Origin of the sequence: Ramlibacter tataouinensis (genome assembly GCF_027941915.1) — a bacterium.
Classification (GTDB): Bacteria; Pseudomonadota; Gammaproteobacteria; order Burkholderiales; family Burkholderiaceae_C; genus Ramlibacter; species Ramlibacter tataouinensis_C.
In genome coordinates this window covers 3,498,133-3,512,993 of the sequence record NZ_CP116009.1, presented here as the reverse complement: position 1 = coordinate 3,512,993, position 14,861 = coordinate 3,498,133, and the positions used below count along the sequence as shown (strand labels likewise).

Sequence of the window (14,861 nt, the reverse complement as noted above, 5' to 3'; positions counted from 1 at the left end):
CGGGTGCGGATGAATATAGCCCACAATTCCGGCCACGCACAACGACGCCCAGGCACCTGCAGGAGACTCCCATGCCCGGCTATTCCGACCCCGGCTTCGACACCCTCGCGCTGCACGCGGGGGCCGCGCCCGACCCCGTGACCGGCGCGCGCGCCGTCCCGATCCACCTGACCACTTCGTTCGTCTTTCCCTCCAGCGACGACGCGGCGGCCCTGTTCAACCTGGAACGCTCGGGCTACGTCTATTCCCGCATCAGCAACCCCACCAACGCGGTGCTGGAGCAGCGCGTGTCGGCGCTGGAAGGCGGCATCGGCGCGATCGCCACCGCCAGCGGCCAGGCGGCGCTGCACCTGTCGATCGCGACGCTGATGGGTTCGGGGTCGCACATCGTGGCCAGCACGGCGGTGTACGGCGGCACCCAGAACCTGCTGCACTACACCCTGCCGCGCTTCGGCATCGAGACGACCTTCGTCAAGCCGGGCGACATCGACGGCTGGCGCGCCGCCATCCGCCCCAACACCCGGCTGCTGTTCGGCGAGACGGTCGGCAACCCCGGGCTGGACGTGCTGGACATTCCCACGGTGTCGGCCATCGCGCACGAGGCCGGCGTGCCGCTGCTGGTGGATTCGACCTTCACCACCCCTTACTTGCAGAAGCCCCTGGAACTGGGCGCCGACCTGGTCTACCACTCGGCCACCAAGTTCCTCTCCGGCCACGGCACCGTGATCGGCGGCATCGTGGTCGATGGCGGCAGCTTCGACTGGGACCGCTCGGGCAAGTACGAGGGCCTGACCCAGCCTTACGACGGCTTCCACGGCATGGTGTTCAGCGAGGAATCCACCGTCGGCGCCTTCCTGCTGCGGGCCCGGCGCGAGGGCCTGCGCGACTTCGGCGCCTGCATGAGCCCGCACACGGCCTGGCTGATCCTGCAGGGCATCGAGACGCTGCCGCTGCGCATGGACCGCCACATGCGCAACACCGAAAAGGTGGTGCAGTTCCTGGCGTCGCACCCGTTCGTGGAGCGGGTCGGCCATCCGATGCTGGAGTCGCATCCCAGCCATGCGCTGGCTGCGAAGCTGCTGCCCAAGGGCGCCGGCTCGGTGTTCAGCTTCGACCTGCGCGGCAACCGCGCCCAGGGGCGCACCTTCATCGAGACCCTCAAGGTGTTCAGCCACCTGGCCAACGTCGGCGACTGCCGCTCGCTGGTGATCCACCCGGCCAGCACCACCCACTTCCGAATGACCGACGAGGCGCTGGCCGGCGCCGGCATCGGGCTGGGGACGATCCGGCTGTCGATCGGGCTGGAGGATCCGGACGACCTGATCGACGACCTGAAGCGGGCCCTCAAGGCCGCAGAAAAGGCGGCCTGACCATGGAACTGACCGTCCGCGGCCACCAGGCCTATTGCTACACGGGCGGCAAGCCGTTCGACGCCGCCAAGCCCACCGTCGTCTTCATCCACGGCGTGCTCAACGACCACAGCGTGTGGATCCTGCAGACGCGCTGGTTCGCCCATCACGGCTGGAACGTGCTGGCGGTGGACCTGCCGGGACATTGCCGCAGCGGCGGCGAGGCGCCGGCGTCGGTCGAGGACGGCGCCCGGTTCGTGCTGGACCTGCTGGATGCCGCCGGCGTGCGGCAGGCGGCGCTGGTGGGCCACAGCTTCGGCTCGCTGATCGCGCTGGAAGCCGCCGCGCAGGCGCCGGACCGGATCACCCGCATCGCGCTGGTGGGCACCGCCTTCCCGATGAAGGTGTCGCCGGCGCTGCTGGAGAACTCGCTGCACGCACCGGAAAAGGCCATCCACATGGTCAACGTCTTCTCGCATTCGATGCTGGCGCCGCCGCCCTCCACGCTGGGCGCCGGCACCTGGGTGTACGGCGGCGCCCGGGCGCTGATGCGGCGGGTGCTGGCCAGCAACCCGCAGGTGAACGTGTTCCACCGCGGCTTCAGCGCCTGCGACGGCTACCAGGGCGGCGACGCGGCGATGGAGAAGGTGCAATGCCCGGTGCTGTTCGTGCTGGGTCGCCACGATGCGATGACGCCGCCGCGTGCGGCGCAGTCGCTGCAGGCCCGGGCGAAGGACGGCCGCACGGTGCTGGTGGACGGCGGCCACGACATGATGGCCGAGGCGCCCGACGAGGTGCTGGCGGCGCTCAAGTCCTTCCTCCAGCCCTGACCCGCCGCCGTGGACGCCGCCGCCATCACCCCGGTCATGTCCGCGCAGCGGGCGCAGGCCATCGCCGATGCGTTCGACCTGCGCGCGCTCCCGCCCGACTTCTACGCGAACCCGTTCCCGGTGTATGCGGCCCTGCGCGAGCGCGAGCCGGTGCGGCGCATGCCCGACGGCTCCTGGTTCCTCACGCGCTACGCCGACCTGGTGGCGGTGTACCGCGATGCCCACACCTTCAGCTCCGACAAGCAGGTGGAGTTCACGCCCAAGTACGGCGCGGGCTCGCCGCTGCTGGCGCACCACACCACCAGCCTGGTGTTCAACGACCCGCCGCTGCACACCCGCGTGCGCAAGCTGATCATGGGCGCCCTCACCCGCCGCGCCATCGCCGGCATGGAGCCCGGCCTGGTTGCGCTGGTCGACCGGCTGCTGGACCGCATCGAGGCGCAGGGCGGCGGCGACCTGATCGAGGATTTCGCCGCAGCGATCCCGGTGGAGATCATCGGCAACCTGCTGGGCGTGCCGCACGACGAGCGCGGACCGCTGCGCGACTGGTCGCTGGCCATCCTGGGTGCGCTGGAGCCGAAGCTCACCGCCGAGCAGGAAGCCCGGGGCAACCGCAGCGTGGTCGAGATGCTCGACTACCTCCAGGGCCTGGTCGCCGAGCGCCGGCGCAACCCCGGCGACCCCGAGCACGACGTGCTGACCCGGCTGATCCAGGGCGAGGGCGGCGAACAGCTCGGCGAGCACGAGCTGCTGCAGAACTGCATCTTCATCCTCAACGCGGGACACGAGACCACCACCAACCTGATCGGCAATGCGCTGGTGGCGCTGCAGGAGTGGCCGCAGCAGAAGGAGGCGCTGCTGCGCACCCTCGGTCCCCGGCCCAATTGGCAAGCCCTGGAGCCGGCGCTCGCCCTGGCGGTGGACGAGTTCCTGCGTTTCGAGTCGTCCAACCAGCTTGGCAACCGGCGCGCCCTGCGCGCCTGCGAGGTGGGCGGGGTCGCGCTGCCGGAGGGGGCGCTGGTGACGCTGTGCATCGGGGCGGCCAACCGCGACCCGGCCCAGTTCGAGCGCCCCGATGAGCTGGACCTCGCGCGCGAGAACAACCGGCACCTGGCGTTCGGCTTCGGCATCCACCAGTGCGCCGGGCTCAGCCTGGCCCGGCTGGAGGGGCGGGTGGCGATCGGCCGCTTCCTGGCGCGCTTTCCCGGCTATCGCCTCAGTGCGGCGCCAGTGCGCGGCGGGCGGGCGCGCTTCCGCGGTTTCCTGCACGCCCCCTTCGCGCTGGCCTAAACTGCGTTGCGTCCGCAACGACAGGAGACGAGCATGGCCGACACCGCCGCTCAAACGGGCTTTCGCAGCTTCGCCGAGTTCTATCCGTTCTACCTGGGCGAGCACGCCAACCGCACCTGTCGCCGCCTGCACTTCGTCGGCACCAGCATCGGCACCGCGCTGCTGATCGCGGCGGTTGTGACCCTCAACCCGTGGTACCTGCTGGCCGGCCTGGTCGCCGGCTATGCCTTCGCCTGGATCGGGCACTTCTTCTTCGAGAAGAACCGGCCGGCCACATTCAAGCACCCGGTCTGGAGCTTCATGGGCGACTACGTGATGTACCGGGACATCTGGATGGGGCGGATTCCGTTCTAGGGCGCGCGCTCCCGGCAGCGCCTCTACACCACGTCCTTCAGGTACAGCCGCGAGAAGCCGCCCTTCTCCCACACCCCGCGCGTCGCCTCGGTGTTCGCCAGCAGCAGGTGCCGCAGCAGCGGCTCCAGCGCCGTGGACTGCACGTCGGCCAGCAGCACGTAGCGGGTGGCGAGATCGTCGTCCACTTCGTTCAGCCGGCCGATCCAGTCCAGCTGCACCAGCGTCTCCAGCACCGGCTCCAGTTGCAGCGGCCCGACGCGCAGGGCGGCGACCAGCTCCTCGATGTCCATGCCGCGCCGCGCGGTGACGCGCGCGCCGTGCAGCTGCTGCAGCACTTCCAGCGCGAGCTGGAACGACCACCCGGGCCCGCCGGTGACCCGCCGCGTGGCGCCGCGCAGGGCCGGCAGGTAGGCCGCCACCACCGCTCCCAGCAGCACCACCAGCCAGGCCACGTAGATCCACACCAGCAGGATGGGCACGGTGGCGAAGGCGCCGTAGACCGCCGAATAGCTGGGGACCAGTCCCAGGTACCAGGCCAGCAGGCGCTTGGCGACCTCGATGCCCAGCGCGGCGAACACGCCGCCCGCGACGGCGTGCGCAATGCGCACCGGCGTGTTCGGAACGAACCGGTACAGGGCGGCCAGGCCGCCGGCGAGCAGCACGAACTCCAGCACGTCCAGCAGGAACTGCAGCCCACCCGGGGCGCCGCGCACCAGCCCGCGCGACGCGTACACCGCATACGACGTCACGCTCAGGCTGGCGCCCAGCAGCAGCGGCCCCAGCGTCATCACGGCCCAGTAGATCATCACCCGCTGCGCCAGCGGCCGCGGGCGCCGGACCCGCCAGATGCCGTTCAGCGTGCGGTCCATGGTCAGCACCAGTGCGATCGCCGAGGCGAACAGCAAGGCCAGGCCGGCCGCGCCGAGCCGGCTGGCCTTGCCGGCGAACTGGGTCAGGTAGCCCAGCACCTGCCGGGCGATCGCGTCCGGCACCAGGCTTTGCACCAGCCATTGCTGCAGCGTGCCCTGCAGCTTGTTGAACATCGGGAAGGCGGTGAACACCGCCAGCGTGACGGTGACCAGCGGCACCAGCGCGATGGTGGTGGTGAAGGTCAGGCTGCTGGCGCTGACGCCCAGCCGGTCTTCCCGGAACCGCTCGCCCAGCGTGCGCGCCGTCGAGAGCCACGGGAAGCGCGAGAGCTCGGCGAGCAGGGGGGCCACGTTCATCGGCCGCTATGATGCCATCGGCCATGACGACGATGACTCCTGCCGCTCAGCCGGCCCCCTTGCGGCTGCAGATCATCCGGGCGCTGGCCGTCGGCAGCCTGCTGGCGCTCATCGCCCTGGGGCTGGCCTGGGAGCTGTGGCTGGCGCCGTTGCGGCCCGGCGGCTCGGTCTGGGCCCTGAAGGTGGTGCCGCTGCTGTTCCCGCTGGCCGGGTTCCTGCGCCACCGCCTGTACACCTTCCGCTGGGTCAGCCTGCTGGTCTGGCTGTATTTCGCCGAGGGCGTGATGCGCGCCTGGAACGATCCGGTCGCGCCGCGCTGGCTGCCCCTGCTCCAGATCGTCCTGTGCCTGGCCCTGTTCACGGCCTGCGCACTGCACGTGCGCCTGCGGCTGGGCCCACGCAAGAGGAAACCATCGTGAATCCCGTGATCGAGCAACTGCGCGCCGCCGTCGGTGCGGCCCACGTCCTGACCGAAGGCGACCTCGGCGCCTGGGAAGAAGACTGGCGCAAGCGGATGCGGGGCAAGGCGCTGGCCGTGGTGCGCCCAGGCAGCACCGCCGAAGTGGCGGCCGTGGTGCGCGCCTGCGCCGCCGCCGGGGTGGCGCTGGTGCCGCAGGGCGGCAACACCGGGCTGGTGTGCGGCGGCGTGCCGGACGCCAGCGGCACCCAGGTGGTGCTGAGCCTGCAACGCATGAACGCCGTGCGCGGCCTGGACCGCGAGAACCTGACCCTGACGGTGGAAGCCGGCTGCATCCTGCAGTCGGTGCAGCAGGCGGCCGAGCAGGCCGGGCTGCTGTTCCCGCTCAGCCTGGCGGCCGAAGGCAGCTGCACCATCGGCGGCAACCTGGCCACCAACGCCGGCGGCACCCAGGTCGTGCGCTACGGCAACACCCGCGAGCTGTGCCTGGGGCTGGAGGTGGTCACCGCCGGCGGCGAGGTGTGGGACGGCCTCTCGGGCCTGCGCAAGGACAACACCGGCTACGACCTGCGGCAGCTGTTCATCGGCAGCGAAGGCACGCTGGGCGTCATCACGGCTGCCACGCTCAAGCTCTTCCCGCGGCCGGCCGCCAGCCTGACCGCCTGGGCCGCCGTGCCGTCGCTGGAGCAGGCCGTGCGGCTGCTGGAGCTGGCGCACGCGCGGCTCGGCCCCGGCCTGACCGGCTTCGAGGTGATGGGCCAATTCGCGCTGTCGCTGGTGGTGAAGCATTTCCCGCAGCAGCGGGTGCCGTTCGCGAGCGAAAGCCCCTGGGGCGTGCTGCTGGAGAACTCGGACCACGAATCCGAGGCCCACGCGCGCGCGCAGTTCGAAGGCCTGCTGGAAGCGGCCCTGGAACAGGGCCTGGCCACCGACGCCGTGGTCGCCGAGAACCTGGCGCAGGCGGCCCAGCTCTGGCACGCGCGCGAGAGCATCTCGATGGCGCAGGCCCAGGAAGGCCTGAACATCAAGCACGACGTCTCGCTGCCGATCTCGCGCATCCCGGCCTTCTGCAGGGAGACCGACGACCTGCTGGCGCGCGAGGTCCCCGGCGCGCGGCTGGTGAACTTCGGCCACCTGGGCGACGGCAACCTGCACTACAACGTGCAGGCGCCCGCGGATGCCGATGGCCCCGCCTTCCTGCGCGAGCAGGAAGACCGCGTGAACCAGCTCGTCTATGACCAGGTGCACCGCTTCGGCGGATCGATCTCGGCCGAGCACGGCATCGGCGCGCTCAAGGCCGGCACCCTGCCCGGTTACAAGTCGCCGGTCGCCTTGTCGATGATGCGGGCCGTCAAGCAGGCGCTGGACCCCGGAAACCTCTTCAACCCCGGCCGGGTGCTGGCCGGATAATCGCCCGCCATGACGACGCGCCCCGTCCGCTCCCAGTACGAAGACTTCATGCGCCATGTGTACACGCATGGCACGGCCAAGACCGACCGCACCGGCACCGGCACGCGCAGCGTGTTCGGCTACCAGATGCGGTTCGACCTGAACGAGGGATTTCCGCTGGTGACCACCAAGAAGGTGCACCTGAAGTCCATCATCCACGAACTGCTCTGGTTCCTGCAGGGATCGAGCGACAACAACTGGCTGCGCGAACGCGGCGTGACGATCTGGGACGAGTGGGCGCGCGAGGACGGCGACCTCGGGCCGGTCTATGGCGTGCAGTGGCGCAGCTGGCCCACGCCCGATGGCGGCCATATCGACCAGATTGCCGAAGCCATCACGACCATCAAGGCCAACCCCGACTCGCGCCGCATCATCGTCAGCGCCTGGAACGTGGCCGACATCCCGAAGATGGCGCTGGCGCCGTGCCATGCCTTCTTCCAGTTCTACGTGGCCGATGGACGCCTGTCCTGCCAGCTCTACCAGCGCAGCGCCGACATCTTCCTGGGCGTGCCCTTCAACATCGCCAGCTACGCGCTGCTGACGCACATGGTCGCGCAGCAGTGCGACCTGGAGGTGGGCGACTTCATCTGGACCGGCGGCGACTGCCACATCTACAGCAACCACCACGAGCAGGTGGAGCTGCAGCTCGCGCGCGAGCCCTATCCCTACCCGGTGCTCGCCATCAAGCGCAAGCCGGCCTCGATCTTCGAGTACGCCTACGAGGACTTCGAGGTGCTCGACTACCGCTGCCACGGCCCGATCAAGGCACCGGTGGCGGTATGAAGCTGGGGCTGGTCTACGCCCGCGCCCGCAACGGCGTCATCGGCAAGGATGGCGTCCTGCCCTGGCACCTGCCGGAGGACCTGGCGCACTTCCGCAAGGTCACCATGGGCTCGCCGGTGATCATGGGACGCAGGACCTGGGACTCGCTGCCCGATCGCTTCAGGCCGCTGCCCGGCCGGGTGAACGTCGTCGTCACCCGGCAGCCGGGCTGGTCGGCCGCCGGCGCCGAGCGCGCCGGCTCGCTGGCCGAGGCGGTGGCGCGGTGCGAGCCGGCGGTGCACGCCTGGGTCATCGGCGGCGCCGAGATGCTGCGCGAGGCCATGCCGCTGGCCCAGCTGGCGGAGGTGACCGAGATCGATGCCGACTTCGAAGGCGACGTGCACGCGCCGCCGCTGGAGGGCGACTGGATCCCGCTGGCCCGCGCCGAACAGGTGTCGGCCGCCGGCCTGCGCTTCGCGTTCGTGACGTATGGACGCGGGGTGGTGTCCGAGTAGGACGCGCAAGGCAGGGGGCGCGGGACCCGGCGGGACCCGCGCGCCGGCAGCGGGCGCGGCCGCCCCGCGAATGCAGCCACTCCGGCCCGTGCTCGCGATCGTGCTGGCGCTGGCCGCCCTGCTGGCGGGTTGCGTGCCGTTGCCGCCGCTGGCCGACCGGCCGCCATCGCCGCCGGTGCCGGACACCGCCGCCACGGTGCTCGGCCGCGGCATCGGCGCGGCCGCCGCCGCGCACCCCGGCCGTTCCGGCGTGCTGGCGCTGGCGCGCGGCCACGACGCCTTCGCCGCGCGCATCGAGCTGGCCGCAGCCGCCGAGCGCACGCTGGACGTGCAGTACTACATCTGGCAGGCCGACCTGTCCGGCACGCTGCTGATGGACGCCCTGCGGCAGGCCGCCGACCGCGGCGTGCAGGTGCGCCTGCTGCTGGACGACAACAACACCGTCGGCCTCGATCCCATGCTGGCCGCGCTGGCGGCCCACCCGCGCATCGAGGTGCGGCTGTTCAACCCGTTCGCCATGCGCAGCTGGCGCTGGCTGGGCTACCTGGTCGACTTTTCGCGGCTGAACCGGCGCATGCACAACAAGTCGTTCACGGCCGACCGGCACGCCACCGTGGTCGGCGGCCGCAACGTCGGCGACTCGTACTTCGACGCGCGCGGCGGAGACGTGCTCTATGTCGACCTGGACGTGCTGGCCGTCGGGCCGGTGGCCGGCCAGGTCGCATCCGACTTCGACCGCTACTGGATCGCGCAGCGGCCGTGCGTCGGCAGCCGCAGGGGCGCACCTACATGGAAGCGGTCGCCCGCTCGCACTTCATGCAGGACCTGCTGGCGCGCAGGCTGTCGCTGGAATGGGTGCCGGTGCGCATGCTCAGCGACGACCCAGCCAAGGCGCTGGGCCGGGCGGCCGGGGACGACCTCCTGTGGGTGCAGCTCGCGACTGCGCTGGAGCAGGCCCGCGAGCAGGTGGGCCTGGTCTCGCCCTACTTCGTGCCGACCGAACGGGGCACGGCTTTCCTCACCGGCCTGGCCGGGCGGGGGGTGCGGGTGCAGGTGCTGACCAACGGCCTGGCCTCGACCGACGTACCCGTCGTCCATGCGGGCTACGTGCGCCGCCGCCCGGCACTGCTGGCGGGCGGCGTCCAGCTGTTCGAGTTCAAGCGCTCGAGCTCACTGCCGCCGACGCACGACCAGGCTTCCGCCTCGGGCAGCTCCGACGCCAGCCTGCATGCCAAGACGTTCTCGATCGACGGCCGGCAGGTCTTCGTCGGATCGTTCAATTTCGACCCGCGATCGGCCCGCCTGAACACCGAACTGGGGTTCCTGATCGACAGCCCTGCGCTGGCGCAGGGCATGGCGCAGTCGCTGCAGGCCGAGCTGGCGCAGCGCGTCTACCAGGTGCGGCTCGCAGCCGACGGCTCGCTGCGCTGGGTCGAGAGCAGCGGCGACGGCGAACGCGCGCACGAGCAGGAGCCCGGAACCGGCATCGGGTTGCGGTCGCTGGTGCGGGTGCTGTCCTGGTTGCCGATCGAGTGGCTGCTGTAGCGCCCGCTGCCTAGAATCCGGCGCTCCCCTCCCCCCAACCGGCCCGCATGAAGATCACCACCTGGAACGTCAATTCGCTCACCGCCCGCCTGCAGCACGTGCTGGACTGGGTGGCCGCCAACCCGGTCGACGTGCTGTGCCTGCAGGAGCTCAAGCTCACCGACGACAAGTTCCCGCTGGAGGCAATCCGCGAGGCCGGCTATCCGCACTGCGCCGTGTTCGGGCAGAAGACCTACAACGGCGTGGCCATCCTCAGCCGCACGCCGGTGCGCGACATCGCGAAGAACATCGCGGGCTTCGAGGACGAGCACTCGCGCGTGATCGCCGCGACGGTGGACAGCCCCGTCGGCGAGCTGCGCCTGGTCAACGGCTACTTCGTCAACGGCCAGGCGCCGGGTACGGAGAAGTTCGCCTACAAGATGGGGTGGCTGGGCGGCCTGAACGCCTATGTCGGCGAGGAGTTGAAGCAGCACCCCCGGCTGGTGCTGCTGGGCGACTTCAACATCGCGCCGGAAGACCGCGACAGCTGGGACCCCGACGGCCTGCGCGACACCATCCACCACACCCGCGAGGAGCGCGACCACTTCCAGCGGCTGCTCGGGCTGGGCCTGTGCGACAGCTTCCGCCTGTTCGAGCAGCCCGAGAAGAGCTTCAGCTGGTGGGACTACCGCATGCTGGGCTACCAGAAGAACCGAGGCCTGCGCATCGACCACATCCTGGTCAGCGAGCCCCTGCGGCCGCAGGTGAAGGGCTGCAGCATCGACCGCGTGCCGCGCAAATGGAAGCAGCCGAGCGACCATGCGCCGGTGACGCTGGAGATTTGAAAGATCCTGTCATCCTCCGCGCCGGCGGAGGATCAGCGCAACGCGCCTTCGACGCTCGCGCTCCGCTTGCGCGTGGATTCCCGCCTGCGCGGGAATGACGGGAATCACTGCACGAGGATCACTTCCGGATCGTCGGCATGCGCCAGCAGCAGCCGGCGCACCCGGTCCTGCCACAGCGAGCCGAACAACCGAGCCTGCTCCTCGCTGGCACGCCCGCCCACGCACAAGGGCAGCAGCTCGCGGATGCGCGGGTCGCCGGCGACGCGCTCGGCCCGCGAGGACACCGACACGCTGGCGCCGTCGTCCACCCGCGTGAAACGCAATGGTGATTCGATCGGCGCCTCGTAGGCCAGCAGCCTGCGGCGGTCGAAGCGGCCGCCCAGGCCCTTGAAGCCGGTGTCCACGGTGCTGCCGGTGATCAGCGACACCACGTTGGCGATCACGCCGGTGACGCCCTCCGTCGCCGGCTCGCGCAGCTCCACCCGCACGCCGCCCCGCTCGGGCAGCGCGTCCCCGTAGAGGGCCCGCAAGGCCGCGCGCGCCATCAGGAAGGCCGAAGCGACCGTCGGACACGAATGGCCGGCCAGTCGCACCGCGTCGGCATAGCGGTACACCAGCACGCCGCCTTCGGCAGCGCCGAGCAGCTGCGCCAGCGGATCGCGCAGGCGGATCACCGGCGCCGCGTCGAAGAAGTCCGGGAAGGACTCGGCAGGCGCGTCCATCGCCCGCCTCAGTTGACCATGAAGTCGATGACGATTTCGCCGGGCTCGCGCCGCCGGTACTCGATGGCGACGCGCTCGCCGTAGCGCGCCTGCAGTTGCGCCAGCAGCGGCAGCGGGTCGTGATCGTTGCAGAAGCGCATGGTCTCGCCCGGCTGCAGCGCGTCCAGTGCGCCGAAGATGGCCGCGTGACGGAAACGCTTGGCGATGCCGCGGGCGTCGAACGGATACAGGGCGTCGGGCGAGAGGTGCAGGTGGGGTTGCGACATGGCGTCCTCAAAGATGCATTGTTGGCGCATCAATTATCTGGGCACGCCGGAACGGGCGGGTGCATTCCCGCGGGACCGTCGCGGGCATCGCCCGAGGATGATCGAGGCGTCAGGCGCGCGCCGTGCGTGCGCGCGGCGCAGGAGCCGCGCGTGAGGCACGCGGGCGCGGGCGGGCCGCAGCCGGCACCGCTTCATCACGCGTCGGCGGCGCCTTCGCCCGCACGCTGATCACCACCCCGGCGCCGGCCTTGCCGGCCGCCATCGGCGGCAAGACCAGGTCGGCCAGGGTGGCGCCGTCCAGTTCGCGGAAGTACGCCGCCAGCGCGCCATCGAGTAGGCGCTTCATGCGGCAGGTGGGCGAGATCGCGCAGGTGTTGGTGGCGTCGTCGAAGCACTCGACCAGCCGGAAGTCGGTTTCGGCCGAACGCACCACGTCGCCGATGCCGATGTCCTGCGGCTTCTTGAGCAACTGCACGCCGCCGCCGCGCCCGCGGGTGGTGGCCAGCAGGCCCTGGCGGCCCAGGTCGCTGACGATCTTCATCAGGTGGTTGCGCGAGACGCCGTGCCGCTCGGCCATCTCGGCGATGGTGACGAGCCGGCCCGGGTTGGACGCGCAGTACATCAGCACGCGCAGCGTGTAGTCGGTGTATTCGGCCAGGCGCACGGCAGAAGGCTTTCCCAGTCAGGCTTGAATATGCGCGCCGCCCCTTGCTTCGCGGTGCACGGCGTTTTAAGATGCACCCATTCTGCATCTTTTTGGCCGGGCCATCAATCCCGACCTGCACGAACCGTGAAACAGCCCCCGATCGCGATTGCGCCGAGCCAACCGTCCCCGCCTGCCGCGCCCGCCGGCCTGCCGCTGCTGCGGCTGGGATTCCGGCCCTTCTACATCGGCGCCGCGGCCTTCGCGGCGATTTCGCTGCCGCTGTGGATCGGTCTGTGGCTCGGCCACGTCGCCTTGCCGATGGCGGTCCCGCCCATGCTGTGGCACGCCCACGAGATGCTGTTCGGCTTCGCCATGGCGGTGATCGTGGGCTTCCTGCTGACCGCGGGCAAGGCCTGGACCGGCCTCGACACGCCGCGCGGCGCCGCCCTCGGCGCGCTGGCCGGGCTGTGGCTGGCGGCGCGGCTGGCGGCCGTGGCGGCGCCCTACGCCATCTATGCCGCGCTGGACGTCGCGCTGCTGCCGGTGGTCGCGACGGTTTTCGGCCGCGTGCTGCTGAAGGCGAAGAACAAGCGCAACCTGCCGCTGGCCGGCATCCTGCTGCTGCTGGCGCTGGCCAACCTGTGCTTTCACCTGGCCGCGCTGGGCGTGGTGCCGGTTTCGCCGCTGGCGCCGCTGCATGCCGCGCTGGGCCTGATCGTGCTGATCATCCACGTGATGGCCGGCCGGGTGGTTCCGGCGTTCACCGCCAACGCGACGCCCGGCTTGAAGATCACGGCCAGGCCGGGGCTGGGCTGGGCCGCCTTCGGCACCACGGCGCTCGCGCTGGCGCTGTGGGTGTTCGCGCCCCCCCATGCCGTCACCGGCATTGCTTTCGCGGCAGCCGCCGTACTGCAGGCCGTGCGCCAGTCGCACTGGGCGCCGGGCGTCACGATGAAGCGGCCCATCCTGTGGGTGCTGCACCTGTCCTATGCCTGGCTGCCGCTCGGTCTGGCGCTGCTGGCGCTGGCCCAGTTCGGCTGGGTCGCCGCCTCGCTCGGGTTGCATGCACTGGCCGTCGGCCTGGTCGGCGGCCTGATCATCGGCATGATCACCCGCACCGCCCGCGGGCACACCGGCCGGCCGCTGCAGGTGGGCCGCGCCGAAGTGCTGGCCTATGCGCTGGTGATGGGCGCCGCGGTGCTGCGCGTGCTGCTGCCGCTCGCCGCCCCGGCCACGTACACGCTGGCCGTGGGCGCTGCCTCTGTGGCGTGGAGCGCCGCGTTCCTGATCTACCTGTGGATCTACACGCCCTGGCTGGCCCGCACCCGGCTGGACGGCAAGGACGGGTGAGGATTCGGCCCCCGGGGCCATGCGGTCTCGGCCCCCGAGGCGGGGGGCCGAGCGCTCAAGTCCCGCGCGAGAACGCGAGGAAGCTCGCCAGCGTGGCGCCGATCTGGCGCACCGCGCCCATCGTGCCGCTGTCCGGCTGCTGGCTCAGGTCGATGACGGCGATGCCCAGCCCGCGGTCGGTTTCCAGGTGCAGCTGCGTGACGTTCAGGCCGGCGCCGGCCAGCACGCCGTTGATCTGCGACATCACGCCCGGCTGGTCGCGGTGCAGGTGCACCAGGCGCGCCGCGCCGCGCACCGGGCCGGCGCCCAGCTCGGGCAGGTTGACGCTGCCGCGCACCGCGCCCAGCATCAGGTAGTCGCGCAGCTTCTCCGACACTTCCACGCCCAGGTTGCGCTGCGCTTCCACCGTGGAGCCGCCCACGTGCGGCGTCAGGATCACGTTGTCCAGCTCGCGCAGCGGCGATTCGAAGGTGTGCGCGGCCGACGCCGGCTCGACCGGGAACACGTCGATGGCGGCGCCGCGCAGGCGGCCTTGCGACAGCGCGGCATGCAGCGCATCGATGTCCACCGCCTGGCCGCGCGCCAGGTTGATCAGCACCGCGTCTTCCTTCATCCGCGCCAGGCGCGGCCCATCGATCAGGTGCTTGGTCTGCGGCGTCTGCGGCACGTGCAGCGTCACCACGTCGGCTTCCTGCAGCAGCGCATCCAGGGTGGCGGCCGGCTGGGCATTGCCCAGCGGCAGCTTGGCCTCGACGTCGTGGAAGATCACGCGCATGCCGATGGCCTCGGCCAGCAGGCCGGTCTGCGTGCCGATCTTGCCGTAGCCCACGATGCCCAGCGTCTTGCCGCGGATCTCGTTGGAGCGCTTGGCGTCCTTGAGCCACTGCCCGCGGCGCGCGGCGGCCTGCCGCTCGGGAATGCGGCGCAGCAGGTGGATGGCGTGGCCGATCACCAGCTCGGCGACCGAGCGGGTGTTGGAGAACGGGCCGTTGAAGACCGCCACCCCGCGCTCGGCCGCCGTCTTCAGGTCGATGTTGTTGGTGCCGGTGCAGTAGGCGCCGACCGCGCGCAGCCGCGGCGCAGCCTCCAGGGCCCGGGCATCGAGCTGGGTGCGCGAGCGCAGGCCCAGCAGGTCGACGTCGGACAGCAAGTCCTTGAGTTCCGCTGCGTCGGGCGCGTGCTTGAACCGGCGGATCTCCGCGCCGGGCAGCATCTCCAGCACCGGGTTGGCGCTGGCGTGGACTTCTTCGAGCAGCAGGATGTTCAGGGTCATCGGATCGAGTGGCGAGTTGATAAGAAAGAAAACGTTGCGGGC

Annotated in this window: 17 protein-coding genes; 12 read left to right on the top strand and 5 right to left on the bottom strand. The window is 70.9% G+C overall.

All coding sequences use genetic code 11. The features are described 5' to 3' along the window. The first annotated feature begins 71 nt into the window (after positions 1-71). From PE066_RS16785 to PE066_RS16770, 4 genes are read left to right on the top strand one after another with little or no spacing between them, the layout of a single operon-like run. Complete coding sequence (locus PE066_RS16785; RefSeq protein ID WP_271233669.1) at positions 72-1,370, top strand: O-acetylhomoserine aminocarboxypropyltransferase; 1,299 nt, start codon at positions 72-74, stop codon at positions 1,368-1,370. Positions 1,371-1,372: 2 nt separating this feature from the next. Further along, positions 1,373-2,179: an alpha/beta fold hydrolase gene (locus tag PE066_RS16780; protein WP_271233668.1), complete on the top strand. Its 807-nt coding sequence runs from the start codon at positions 1,373-1,375 to the stop codon at positions 2,177-2,179. Between the two features lie 36 nt (positions 2,180-2,215). After that, positions 2,216-3,469: a cytochrome P450 gene (locus PE066_RS16775; RefSeq protein WP_271236602.1), complete on the top strand. Its 1,254-nt coding sequence runs from the start codon at positions 2,216-2,218 to the stop codon at positions 3,467-3,469. Between the two features lie 33 nt (positions 3,470-3,502). Then, on the top strand, positions 3,503-3,823 hold the full coding sequence (locus PE066_RS16770; protein WP_271233667.1) for an Mpo1-like protein: 321 nt from the start codon (positions 3,503-3,505) through the stop codon (positions 3,821-3,823). Positions 3,824-3,846: 23 nt separating this feature from the next. On the opposite strand, the gene PE066_RS16765 is transcribed toward PE066_RS16770, so the two are convergent. After that, positions 3,847-5,049, bottom strand: coding sequence for a YihY family inner membrane protein (locus PE066_RS16765; RefSeq protein WP_271233666.1), 1,203 nt, complete (start codon positions 5,047-5,049; stop codon positions 3,847-3,849). A gap of 23 nt (positions 5,050-5,072) precedes the next feature. Between PE066_RS16765 and PE066_RS16760 the strand changes: the two genes are divergently transcribed. The 7 genes from PE066_RS16760 (at position 5,073) to xth (ending at position 10,562) form a co-directional block, all read left to right on the top strand. After that, positions 5,073-5,468: a DUF2069 domain-containing protein gene (locus PE066_RS16760; RefSeq protein ID WP_271233665.1), complete on the top strand. Its 396-nt coding sequence runs from the start codon at positions 5,073-5,075 to the stop codon at positions 5,466-5,468. Beyond that, positions 5,465-6,877: an FAD-binding oxidoreductase gene (locus tag PE066_RS16755; protein ID WP_440480540.1), complete on the top strand. Its 1,413-nt coding sequence runs from the start codon at positions 5,465-5,467 to the stop codon at positions 6,875-6,877. Before PE066_RS16760 ends, PE066_RS16755 begins: the two co-directional genes overlap by 4 nt. A gap of 9 nt (positions 6,878-6,886) precedes the next feature. After that, positions 6,887-7,699, top strand: coding sequence for a thymidylate synthase (locus PE066_RS16750; RefSeq protein WP_271233664.1), 813 nt, complete (start codon positions 6,887-6,889; stop codon positions 7,697-7,699). Beyond that, positions 7,696-8,193, top strand: coding sequence for a dihydrofolate reductase (locus PE066_RS16745; RefSeq protein WP_271233663.1), 498 nt, complete (start codon positions 7,696-7,698; stop codon positions 8,191-8,193). Before PE066_RS16750 ends, PE066_RS16745 begins: the two co-directional genes overlap by 4 nt. A gap of 70 nt (positions 8,194-8,263) precedes the next feature. Further along, positions 8,264-9,253, top strand: a complete 990-nt coding sequence (locus PE066_RS16740; RefSeq protein ID WP_336298435.1) for a phospholipase D-like domain-containing protein — start codon at positions 8,264-8,266, stop codon at positions 9,251-9,253. After that, a complete protein-coding gene (locus tag PE066_RS21385) occupies positions 9,184-9,738 on the top strand; it encodes a phospholipase D-like domain-containing protein (protein ID WP_336298434.1) in 555 nt (184 codons plus the stop codon). The genes PE066_RS16740 and PE066_RS21385 overlap by 70 nt, the downstream gene beginning before the upstream one ends. Positions 9,739-9,785: 47 nt before the next feature. Then, a complete protein-coding gene (gene xth / locus PE066_RS16735) occupies positions 9,786-10,562 on the top strand; it encodes an exodeoxyribonuclease III (protein ID WP_271233662.1) in 777 nt (258 codons plus the stop codon). 104 nt (positions 10,563-10,666) lie between these two features. Here the strand turns inward: xth and PE066_RS16730 are convergent, their stop codons facing one another. The 3 genes from PE066_RS16730 to PE066_RS16720 form a co-directional block, all read right to left on the bottom strand. Further along, positions 10,667-11,284: a hypothetical protein gene (locus tag PE066_RS16730; protein ID WP_271233661.1), complete on the bottom strand. Its 618-nt coding sequence runs from the start codon at positions 11,282-11,284 to the stop codon at positions 10,667-10,669. An 8-nt stretch (positions 11,285-11,292) separates the two neighbouring features. Next, on the bottom strand, positions 11,293-11,550 hold the full coding sequence (locus PE066_RS16725; protein WP_271233660.1) for a DUF2249 domain-containing protein: 258 nt from the start codon (positions 11,548-11,550) through the stop codon (positions 11,293-11,295). Between the two features lie 109 nt (positions 11,551-11,659). Beyond that, positions 11,660-12,214: an RrF2 family transcriptional regulator gene (locus tag PE066_RS16720; RefSeq protein WP_336298433.1), complete on the bottom strand. Its 555-nt coding sequence runs from the start codon at positions 12,212-12,214 to the stop codon at positions 11,660-11,662. A 126-nt stretch (positions 12,215-12,340) separates the two neighbouring features. On the opposite strand from PE066_RS16720, the gene PE066_RS16715 reads away from it, so the two are divergent. Beyond that, complete coding sequence (locus PE066_RS16715; RefSeq protein WP_271233659.1) at positions 12,341-13,546, top strand: NnrS family protein; 1,206 nt, start codon at positions 12,341-12,343, stop codon at positions 13,544-13,546. Between the two features lie 55 nt (positions 13,547-13,601). On the opposite strand, the gene serA is transcribed toward PE066_RS16715, so the two are convergent. Then, positions 13,602-14,819 (bottom strand): phosphoglycerate dehydrogenase, encoded by a 1,218-nt coding sequence (gene serA, locus PE066_RS16710; RefSeq protein ID WP_271233658.1) that lies wholly within the window; start codon positions 14,817-14,819, stop codon positions 13,602-13,604. Positions 14,820-14,861 lie beyond the last annotated feature (42 nt).